The organism is Streptomyces sp. NPDC041068, assembly GCF_040647455.1.
In the GTDB taxonomy this organism is placed as follows: Bacteria; Actinomycetota; Actinomycetes; order Streptomycetales; family Streptomycetaceae; genus Streptomyces.
In genome coordinates this window covers 1-9,700 of sequence record NZ_JBEZCG010000048.1, presented here as the reverse complement: position 1 = coordinate 9,700, position 9,700 = coordinate 1, and the positions used below count along the sequence as shown (strand labels likewise).

The following is a 9,700-nucleotide window of genomic DNA, read 5'->3' as shown; positions in this document are numbered from 1 at the left end:
GGCGCCGGGCTCGCGGCCGCGGGGCGGGTCGCCGCGGCCACCGGGGCGAAGCTGCTGTGCGAGACCTTTCCCGCCCGTCTTGAGCGGGGCGCGGGTCCGCGACGGAAGCCGCTCGGCCGCTGAGGAATGCGCGGGAATGCTCAGGGAGGCGCTTCCCTGCGCAGGAATGTGCAGGGAAGTAGAGGAATACAGCAGTCGCAGTACAGCAGTCGCAGTACAGCAGTCGGAATACAGAGAAACGCGCAGGTTTGCGTGGCTGCGCACGGTCGGGTGCGGCGAGTCCGCCGGGCCGGTGAACGGGGGATTCAGGTGAGCACTCCAGACCTGTCGGTCGACATCACTCTGCTCAAGACAACCGAAAAGCAACTCACCTCCATCAAGGGCGAGTTCGAGGGGATCGACGACTGGAAGAAGGAGCTCCGGGCCGTCGTCGGCGCGGAGCGCATGGCCAAGGCCATGTCGACCTTCGTGGACAACTGGGACAGGCACCGCAAGGGGCTCGTCGAGGAGATCGACAAGATCGGCGGCTGGGTCGAGACCACCAGGAAGACCTTCGAGAAAGCCGACAAGGACCTTGCGGACGCGGCCAACAAGGCGAAGCGCGAGAAGAACAAGGGGAAGTAGGGAACGTCATGGCTCGCCCTGTGGACTGGCACCCTCTCGCCGACAGCGACCCGGTGCCCGGGTCCGTCAAGGACATCGACGACGAAGTCGAGCACATGAAGCGCGTGGCCAAGAAGCTGCGTGACCAGGCCGAGAAGCTGCACAAGATCGCCAAGAAGGAAGGGCTCAAGGGCAAGTACTCGGACAAGCTGACCGAGGGGGCTGCCGAGCTCGGCAAGAAGCTCGACCAGACCGCGGAGCGGTACGAGGGCGTCAAGACGCATCTGTCCGGCTGGGCCGACGACCTGCGCGGCATCCAGTCCGCCGCCGACGCGGCGCTCGACCTCGCCAAGAGCGACAAGAAGCAGGCCAAGGAAGACCTGGAGAAGGCCACCAAGCGGTACGAGGGCCGGGCCGATCACTACGCCACGCTGATCGAGAACGCCATCGACGACGACCCCCTCACCGACAGCTGGTGGGACAACGTCAAGGACTGGATCGACAAGAACGCCGGCTGGCTGAAGGTCGTCATCGAGGTCGCCAGCTATGTCGCCACCGCCCTCGCCATCGCCGCGATCTTCGTCTCAGGCATCGGGATCGGGGTGGTCCTCGCCGCGGGAATCGCGGTCCTTGTGGCGAGAGTGGTGATGGCCGCAGCCGGGCAGGGCTCCTGGGCCGACGTCGCCCTCGACGTGTTCGCGCTGGCGACCATGGGGCTCGGCCGCGGCGCCGTGTCCGGCCTGAAGGCGGGCCAGGCCGCCACTCGGCTCGCCGCCGGGCAGGGTGCCAGGAAGGCCGCCGCCGGCGCCGCGAAGAACAGCATGAACAAGGTGTACGGGCAGGCAGGGCGCACCCTCGCCGACAAGGGCGCGTCCAAGGCGCAGAAGCGGGCCGCCCGCGAAGCCATCGAGCAGGCCGACGCACTGGCCGCCAAGGCGGGCGCGGGCGCCGAGAAGGTGGCCACCAAGGCGCCGCTGCCCAAGGTCAGCAAGATGGACATCCTCAAGGCGGGTGGCGACAAGGACGCGGCCGTGGCCTACAAGGACATCGTGAAGACGCGGGCCGCCTACGCGGGCGACGACGCCGTCCACACGGCCGGCCAGGGCGCCGAGAGCTATCTGCGCCACAACCAGCAGGTCTTCCTCTCCGGACAGGGCATCGACCTGGGCGGCAAGGCCCTCGGGTCCAGCGACACCGTGACGGACAAGCCGTACTTCGCGCCGTTCCAGGACTACAAGAACGAGTACACCGCCGAAGTCGGGTCCCGCTGGTGAGCCCGGGCAACCGCCGCGAGCCCGGCGAGCGCTACTTCGCCGCGCTGGAACGGAGCCGAAGGGACAAGGAACGGGCGGCGGACGAGGCGGAGCGCCGCTACGCCAAGGACGTCGGCGTCGTGCGCGTGATCTCCCTCGTGCCCCCACTTCTGTTCTGCGCGGCCATGATCGCGGGCGCCGCATCCGACGACGTCGCGATGTTCGTCCTGCGGAATGTGCTGGGGCCCGCGGGTGCCGGGGCCACGGCCGCGGTGATCGGGCTGATCCTGAAGTACGAGGGCTCACCACAGCGCGACTTCGGAGTGCGGGTGGTGGTCTTCGCCAGTGCCCTCCTGAACGGGCTGACTGGATTCGCCACCGGTTCGATCGTCTACGTACTGATTCCGCTGGCGGCGCCGCTCACTCAGTGGGCGCTGCCCAAGTTCCGCACCCGCACGAAGGCCCACCGTGACTGACCACACCACAACCGCCCCCCACGGCTATCAGCTGGTCCTCCCGCCCGAGTGGGTCCGCATCCCCATGAGAGCGGGCACGGACGAGGCGATACGCGCCATCGTCGACGACGCCTTCGCCACGCTTCCCGCGGACGCGCCGCGCGACAGGATCGGGCCGTACCGGCGCGAGTTGGAGCGACGGCTGAAGGACGCCGTCAAGGAAGCAGGCAAGGCCGAGGCGCTCGACCTCTACCTTCCGCTGGAGCGGATGCACGGCATCGCCGTCCCTGCGTCGATCGTGGTCTCGGAGATGAAGTTCCCGGACGAGGTCGCCGTCGACCCCACGGCCGTCTCGCGCCGCCTCCTCGAAGCGCCGGGCCGGGAGGGCGAGACGACTGCCGCGGAGATCGACGGCGTACGAGCGGTCCGTACGGAACGAACGGTCGCTGCCGACGCGCCGGGCGGCGGCGAACTCGCCTCACGCCGCGTCGAGTACGTCGTCCCCGTCCCGGGCGACCCCGGCCGCTGGCTCGGCGTGGTCTTCTCCACCCTCGGCGCGGGCGACCCCGACGACGAGCTCGCCGACCTCTTCGTGGAACTGTTCGACGCGATGATGAGCACCTTCCGATGGAGCCGAGCATGAGCTGGCCGCATGTGGACTACGACATCGATACGTGGATGCAGATCCCGAACTCCTGGGAGGGCACCCCGTGGAAGGGCCCCAAGGAATGGGGCCGTTACATGTCCGAGGCGTGGTGGGGCGACAGCGGCCTCGAACCGACCCGCAAGGACCTGAAGGGCCTGGCCGCCACGCTGCGCGTCTGCGCGGAACAGCTTCCGCGGGCTCAGCCCGGCTTCGACGTCTATCTCCAGCTGCCCGACCCGCGCTTCATGCCGCTTCCCGTGTACGTCGCCTCCATCGAGGCGGACGGCGACCGCGAGGAGACCCTGCGGGAGCTGGTCACGACGGACGACCCGGGCCTCGTGGAGAAGCCGATCGTGGAGGACTTCACGACCGAGGCACTCGGCACGGGCCTGCGTTCCCTGCGCTATACGCAGACCGACGGGGACGAGGACGGGGGCCGCATGATCGTCGCGGGGGTGCGGTACGCCTGGCGGCACGAGGCGGCCGGGTGCGACGTCGTCGTCATCGTCGCGGCGCCGGACCCGCGGCGGGTGCTCGGCGCCATGGACGACCTGGACGCGTTCGCGGGACGGATCAGCGTGGCCGCCGGGGGCGGCTGACGGGCGGATGGCGAGGGGCGGTTGGCGAGGGGCGGTTGGCGGAGCTGGGACTCAGCCCCGCCCCTGCGAGAAGTCCCCCCGCCCCACCCGCCGAGCAAGCCCGTCCTCCGCCGGATCGCCCAGCAAGGACCCGTACCCCGTCGCCGCCCACACGCTCGACTCCGCGGCCGCCTCGAAGTAGGGGATCGGGCGGTCGTCCGGGGTTGCCGTGTCCGTGAGGACCTCGGGGGCGCGGCGGGTGCGGACCGCTTCGGCGCACGTCTCGCAGGGGGAGACCCTGAGGTGGTCGCGGCGGCCCAGTGGGCGCCAGCGGACGGTGCGGGTCGCGCGGCCGTGCAGGGGGTTGAAGAAGCAGAGGGGGAGCGGGTCGGGGGTGCCGTCCAGGGCGTCGCGGCCCTCCGTCACCAGGGCGAGGACCCCGGCCAGGTCCGGCATGCCGCGCGCCCCGTCGAGCACCGTGCCCGCGGCGGCGTACGCGTCCAGGGCCCGCTGGAGGCCGGGCGTCGCCGCGGTGTCCGCCGCCCGTGCCGCCTCGCCGAGCGCGAGGACCTCCGCCTCCGCGCGGCGCCGCAGCTCGGCCTCGTCGGCGGCGTGTGCCGCGGCGAAGACGGCCTGGGGGAAGGCGAAGGGGGCCGAGGGGTGTCCGCTGCCGGGGCGGTTGCGGCGGCGCGCGGAGCGTACGAGGAAGGTTGCGAGGAGGGCCAGGGCGAGCGTCGCGGGCACTGCGATCGCTGCGATGAGCGCCCAGGAGGGAGCGTCGCCCCGGCTGTCGCCGGAATCCGCGCCCGCGCCCCCGCCCTTCGCCGAGCCGCGGTTGCGGGCCAGGTCCTCGTCCAGCTTCTTCGTCTGCTTCTCGTACTCCGCCGTGCCGTTGCCCCGCTCGATCACGGTGATGGCCTCGGCGGTGCGCTCCGCGAGGCTCGCGTCGTCCAGTTCGTCCATGAGGTCCACGGCGTTCGCGGCGTCCTCGGCCTGGTGCGCGTCGCCGGGCCACTCGTGGCCGCGGATCGAGTCGTGGAACTCGCCGTCGGTGGTGAGGAGGATGAGGTCGTCGCCCGTCTGGGAGCCGCCGCCCGCCTCCGGGCTGCGGTCCTTCAGGCGGTCGCGGACGACCGCCGCCAGCGTGTCCGCGTCGCCGTTGTACGCGTCGCCCTTGGCCAGCGGTACGAGGACGACCTTGATGGGCAGGCCGGTCGCGTCGATCTGCCGGACAAGTTCCTTCTGCCGGGCGGGAGTCACGGCCGATGCGGCGTACGAAGGATCGACGTACACGGGAGATTTGGTCAGCGCCTCCGCGATCTTCGTGCCGGGGCTCGGCGGAGCGGCGAGCGCGGGGGTGGGCGCGGTGGATGTCAGCAGGGCCAGGACTGCGGCGGCGACCAGGGCGGCAGCGGCGGCGAGTGATGCCGCCGGGTGACGACGGCTCTTCGCGACATGTGGGGTCTTCGGGTCACTGGACACCGGCGTACTCCCGTACCTGGCGGATGAGTTGGGGAACTCCCTTGCGGGCGGCGGGCAGTGGGCCCGCGGCGTCCTCGTACAGGACGCGTTCGGCGCCGCGCCCGCCCGCGGGCGACGGCAGCGTGAGGCGGCGCGTGTGGGCGAGGCCCGGCCGCTCGGTGACGAAGGCGCGGCAGGCGTCGCAGACGGGGATGGTGCGGAGCCTGCCGTCCTCGGGCGCGTACTGGGCGTCGCGCCAGCCGGTGGCGGGGCCGTGCAGCGGGTTGAGCGCGCAGCAGGGCTTGGTGGTGTCGCGGCTCGCGAGCGCGGCGCGGCCCATGCGGGCGAGCGTGACGGCGGCGGCGAGGTCGGCGGCCGGCGCGTCGTCGTCCACGCGGCCGTCGGGGCCGCCCGCGTCGCGGTCGGCGAGCAGCGTGGCGGTGTCGAGGCAGTCCCATACGCGGGTGCGCAGACCGGAGGGCAGCGCGGCGTCCGGGTCGAACTCCCGGGCCAGAGAGTCGAGTTCGTCGCGCGCGGTGCGGCGGAGGTAGGCGGGGGAGGGGGCGGTGGGGGCGTCGAAACCGACGAGGGTGCCGTCCTCGGGCCCCGCGGGAGAGCGGATGACGCGGATTCCGGGAGCGGCGGGCCGCAGCCCGGGCACCGTACGCCGCAGAATCCCGAGGACGGCGGCGACCAGCGCGAAGACGAGCACGGCGCCGATCGCGCCCACCATGAGGCCGGGCCAGAAGTCCGTGCTGAAGAGGCGGGGCAGGGCGGTGTCCTCGGCGGCGTCGGGCGCGTCGGAGCCGATCGACGAGGTCTCGGGGGCGTCCGTGCGGGGCGCGTCGTCGAGGAACGTCAGGAGTTTGCCGAGGCGTTCGCCGAGCCGGTGGTCGTCGGAACGGCTCTCCGCGTCGTCGTAGCTGATGCCGTCGGGCAGGTCGAAGGCGACGCGGTTCGCGTCGATGCGTACGCCGTGCGTGACGACGTCGATGTCGCCCGAGAGCGGATCGGCGACGACGTACACGCCGGCCTTGCCGAGTCCGCGGTGGAGCGCGTCGGCGAAGACTTCGGGGTCGCCGCCGGACTCGTCCTCGGTCACCTGGGGCACTAGGGCGACGTACACGGGCCCGTAGTCGGCGTCCTTCATGCGGGAGCGGAGGTCGGAGAGCTGCCGGGCCGTGAGGGGGCGAGGACTCTCGGGGTCGCTGTAGACCGGGTCGCGGCGCAGCCCGTCCGTGACGCGGTCGACGCGGGATGCCAGGTCGGCGGCGGTGGGCGGGGGCGCGGCGCTGGAGGTGGTCTGGTCGAAGAGGGCGGTGGCGGTGAGCGCGACGGCGGCGGCGAGGGCGAGGGCGACGGCGGCTTCGAACCAGTGGAGTCGGCGGGGGCGGGGGCGGGGCGTCGCCTCGTCGGTCTTGTCCAGAGACACGGCTGCGGCTGCGGCTTGGGCGGCCGGTCGCCGTCGCCACCACCTGCGTACGTACGGGGAGATCAGCAGGACGAGCAGAGGCAGTCCGGTGAGCGCGATGCCGGTCAGGAAGGACTGGTTGCGGCGGTCGGTGGGGCTGATGTGCAGCTGCTCCGGCTCCTCGCCGCCACCGCCGTTCGCACCGTCCGACCCGTACTTCTCACGGGCGGCCTCGGCCCGCTGCGAGGCCTTCTCCGGGCCCAGCGAGACGACGTCGGCGAACCGCTCGAAGCTGAGCAACGGCCCTGCGTCGTACGGAAGTTCATAGAGCTGGGCCGTCCAGGCGGCGTCGGCGGGCGCGCGCACCCCGAAGGCGACGGCCTGCGCGACGGAGTGCCCGTCGATGAGCACGAACAGCCCGTCCCGCCCGAGCCGATCGTGCACGGCGCCGAGCAGGGCCTTGTTCGCCATGGTGGTACCGGAGTCGGGCAGTACGAGTACGTACGCCCGCACGCCCGTCCGCTTCTTGATCCCCTCGGCGATCTCGGCGAAGTCGGGGGCGGTGGAACGGGGGACGGCGCGGGGGAGCTGGTCGGTGAGGTAGACGGGGTTCTTGCGGAGGTGGGCGGCGAGGGCGGTGGCTTGGGTGTCGGCGCTGTCGCGGCCGGTGTCCGCGGCGTGGGCCGGGGCGCTGGTGGCGGCCGTGGTGAGTGTTGCCGCGAGGAGGAACAGGCAGGCGTAGACGGCAAAGAGGGGCAAACTGCGAATTCCGCGCCGGGACCGTCTGTGAACGGTGGCAGCCCTTGCGTTCCGTGCCTCCATGGTCCCGAAGTCCCCCTCATCCATTCGGCGCACTTTACTTCCGCGACGGAACCGGGGCCATGGCTGCCGGAGATCGTTCGTCTCACACTTCGCCGGGAGCCGCCTGTGCGGGCCGTCCCGAGCCGTCCATCAGGATCGAGTGGGTCTCGAAGAGGCCGGAGCCCGCCTTCACCGGGACGCGCGATTCGACCAGTGTGACGCCACTGGGCAGTCGGCTGTACGTCGGCGGGTGAGCCGTCTTGGGGAGGTCGGCCATGAAGCGCCGAACCCGGTCCGACTGGCCCTCGGACAGCTCGCTCTCCGTGAGCATGCGGACGGTGCCGCCGAGGACCTGGCCGAGCCGCTCGGCGTCGTCCGGATTGCCGAGGGCGAGCCGCACCCAGGAGCCGTCGGCGAACGTCACGCGCACATCCGCGTTGAGCTCGCTGAACTTCATGCGGCGGACCTCGGCGACGGAATCGCGCGTGAACTCGCCGAGGACGTCGGCCTTTCCGATGCTGCCCCGGCGGGTCGCGAGGAAGAGCAGACGCCGGTCCGTCAGGACCAGATCGGTCATGCGGTCGTCGGGGCGCCGTCCCGGATCCAGCTGCCAGGGGACGGTCCGGGCGAGCGCGCCGGGCGCGGCCCACATGACGGGGAAGTCGGCCACCTCGTTCTCGGGCTCATCGGGCCTGCCTCGGCCCGGCACGTCCCCCAGGGGAGTGCCCGCGGCGCCTCCGAGGTTCGCGATGAGGTTCGCGACCAGCGGGATGCCGACGAGGAGCGCGCGGCCGGTACGGCGGGCCGCTCTGTCACCCGCGGAGCGCAGCTCGTACGTGGGTCCTTCCGGCCATCCGGCGAGCTCCAACTCGCCCTGGATGTCGCGGCGTTCCAGGTCCCTGAACCACCGTGAGCCGGAGACCGCGGGCGCCATGCCGGTGGCGAACCCGGCCGTCGTGCGCAGGAGCAACTGCTCATCGGCGTTCGGGTACCAGTCCATCAGCGCATCGCCTCTCTCCGCGGTTCTCCGCTGCCGCTTCGTCCGTCGTCGGAATCGGTGGCAGCGGGAAATGCCACATCGGTGGTCACGGGAAAATCGGTGGTCGCGGGAAATGCCACGGAGCCGACGATGCCCGCGACGGCATGGGTGAATTCCTCCCACTGTTCCACGGAAGCCGTATTCAACGTGAAAACCGCCGTGTACGGGCCGTTGCCGAAGGGGATGTGCACCTGGAACTGGCCCATCACCAGTTCCTCGTCCTCGCCGCTCTGTGTGAAACGGCCGTCGATGACGAGGCGCCGCCTGGAGATCGCCGACACGGCGGGGCCGCAGGGCAGGTCGAGCCAGGTCACGTCGTGCAGGGGATTGCTGCCGAGCGCGGCCCGGATTCCCTGGGCCGCCACTTCCTGGTCGACGGAGCCGGATTCGAAGACCGACAAGGTGAGGGAGCAGTGCGCGACGCCGCCGCCCTCGATCTCGTACAGACCGATGCCGAAGAACGCGACGCCGGCCGCCGGCATGTCGTCCGCCGTCCGGCCGTACAGCGCGCCAAGCGCCTCCCGGAGCGGCTCGTCGCCCCGCGGGTACACGTCGCGCACGAATTCCCTTACGGCCATTGCGCGTTCGGCGGCGTCGAGGGAGACCTCGATCGCGTGCATGCCCTCGGGAAGGTCGAACGTCATGGGCGGCAGCGAGGCCGAATCCACGTTCATGGAACCGGTCCTCAGTTTCCGTAGTCGGTGTGCGCGATGGTGTAGCCCTTGTAGCCGGTCAGGCCGGTCTTGATGGCGGCGTCCAGGGCGCGGCCGCCGTTGCTCATGGGGGCGAGCAGTTCGTCGCTCTTGACGAACGGGACCTTGGAGCCGAGCGCGTTGAGCGTCTTCGTGCCGGCCAGCTGTCCACCGCGGAAGTTCTGCAGACCGCTCTCCGCGGCGAGCCGCAGACGGCTGCCGCCCTCGCCGAGTTTGACGACGGGCGTGGCCTTCAGCGGTCCGAAGAGTTTGTACGCCTTGCCGATGCTCGTCACCCCGCGGTAGCCGGAACCGAGCTGGGAGGCGCGTGCCGCGGCGCCGGTGCCCTTGGCGAGGGCGGCGCCTCCGGTGAGCCCCTTGATGCCCGGCAGGACGCCGAGGGCGTCGAACGTCATGGAGGTCCAACTGACGTCCGCCCCGGCTGCCTTGGCCGTGAGATGGGCCAGCAGCGCCGCCCCGCTGGTCGCCATGGCGCCGGCGGCGAAGATGGCGCCGAGGGGCTCGAAGGGGGCAGTGATGATGGCAAGGACGCCCAGGGCGTTGCTGATCAGGCTCAGCACGTCGCCGATCTCCTTGATCAGGTCGGCGTGCTCCTTGAACCATTCGCCGGTGGCGTCCCACGCGTCGGCGATTCCCTTGCCCAGTTTGTCCCAGAAGCCGGGCTCGTCGGGGGCGATGTCGCCGGCCTTGTCGAGCTCCTTGCTGATCGCGCCCGCGGCTTTGGAGTAGCGGTCCTCCAG

At 71.4% G+C, this 9,700-nt stretch carries 9 protein-coding genes and 1 pseudogene; 5 read left to right on the top strand and 5 right to left on the bottom strand.

Annotated elements, in window-relative coordinates; all coding sequences use genetic code 11:
- Window positions 1-309 precede the first annotated feature (309 nt).
- Genes AB0B50_RS44550 through AB0B50_RS44530 form a run of 5 tightly spaced genes read left to right on the top strand, consistent with a single transcriptional unit; the run spans window position 310 to window position 3,556 of the window.
- Entirely contained in the window at window positions 310-624 is a 315-nt protein-coding gene (locus AB0B50_RS44550; protein WP_362343823.1) for a hypothetical protein, read from the top strand.
- Window positions 625-632: 8 nt separating this feature from the next.
- A complete protein-coding gene (locus AB0B50_RS44545) occupies window positions 633-1,877 on the top strand; it encodes a hypothetical protein (RefSeq protein ID WP_362343820.1) in 1,245 nt (414 codons plus the stop codon).
- Window positions 1,874-2,332, top strand: a complete 459-nt coding sequence (locus AB0B50_RS44540) for a hypothetical protein (RefSeq protein WP_362343817.1) — start codon at window positions 1,874-1,876, stop codon at window positions 2,330-2,332. The genes AB0B50_RS44545 and AB0B50_RS44540 overlap by 4 nt, the downstream gene beginning before the upstream one ends.
- Complete coding sequence (locus AB0B50_RS44535; protein WP_362343814.1) at window positions 2,325-2,954, top strand: hypothetical protein; 630 nt, start codon at window positions 2,325-2,327, stop codon at window positions 2,952-2,954. The genes AB0B50_RS44540 and AB0B50_RS44535 overlap by 8 nt, the downstream gene beginning before the upstream one ends.
- Complete coding sequence (locus AB0B50_RS44530) at window positions 2,951-3,556, top strand: hypothetical protein (protein ID WP_362343811.1); 606 nt, start codon at window positions 2,951-2,953, stop codon at window positions 3,554-3,556. Before AB0B50_RS44535 ends, AB0B50_RS44530 begins: the two co-directional genes overlap by 4 nt.
- Before the next feature lie 51 nt (window positions 3,557-3,607).
- Here the strand turns inward: AB0B50_RS44530 and AB0B50_RS44525 are convergent, their stop codons facing one another.
- The 5 genes and pseudogenes from AB0B50_RS44525 to AB0B50_RS44505 form a co-directional block, all read right to left on the bottom strand.
- Entirely contained in the window at window positions 3,608-5,017 is a 1,410-nt protein-coding gene (locus tag AB0B50_RS44525) for a hypothetical protein (RefSeq protein WP_362343808.1), read from the bottom strand.
- Window positions 5,007-7,166 carry a hypothetical protein gene (locus tag AB0B50_RS44520; protein WP_362343805.1) on the bottom strand — a complete coding sequence of 720 codons (2,160 nt, stop codon included), beginning with the start codon at window positions 7,164-7,166 and terminating at the stop codon, window positions 5,007-5,009. The genes AB0B50_RS44525 and AB0B50_RS44520 overlap by 11 nt, the downstream gene beginning before the upstream one ends.
- A gap of 145 nt (window positions 7,167-7,311) precedes the next feature.
- The gene (locus AB0B50_RS44515) at window positions 7,312-8,208 is read right to left on the bottom strand and encodes a hypothetical protein (protein ID WP_362343803.1); all 897 of its coding nucleotides are present in this window, start codon (window positions 8,206-8,208) and stop codon (window positions 7,312-7,314) included.
- Entirely contained in the window at window positions 8,208-8,867 is a 660-nt protein-coding gene (locus AB0B50_RS44510) for a hypothetical protein (protein ID WP_362343800.1), read from the bottom strand. Before AB0B50_RS44510 ends, AB0B50_RS44515 begins: the two co-directional genes overlap by 1 nt.
- Window positions 8,868-8,932: 65 nt before the next feature.
- Window positions 8,933-9,700 (bottom strand): annotated as a pseudogene (locus tag AB0B50_RS44505) (enoyl-CoA hydratase/isomerase family protein); the annotation flags it as partial.

Excerpts from the sequence above, each read along its gene's own strand:
- AB0B50_RS44545 (WP_362343820.1), top strand. The coding sequence starts at position 633 with ATGGCTCGCCCTGTGGACTGGCACCCTCTCGCCGACAGCGACCCGGTG.
- AB0B50_RS44530 (WP_362343811.1), top strand. The coding sequence starts at position 2,951 with ATGAGCTGGCCGCATGTGGACTACGACATCGATACGTGGATGCAGATC.
- AB0B50_RS44515 (WP_362343803.1), bottom strand. The coding sequence starts at position 8,208 with ATGGACTGGTACCCGAACGCCGATGAGCAGTTGCTCCTGCGCACGACG.
- AB0B50_RS44510 (WP_362343800.1), bottom strand. The coding sequence starts at position 8,867 with ATGCACGCGATCGAGGTCTCCCTCGACGCCGCCGAACGCGCAATGGCC.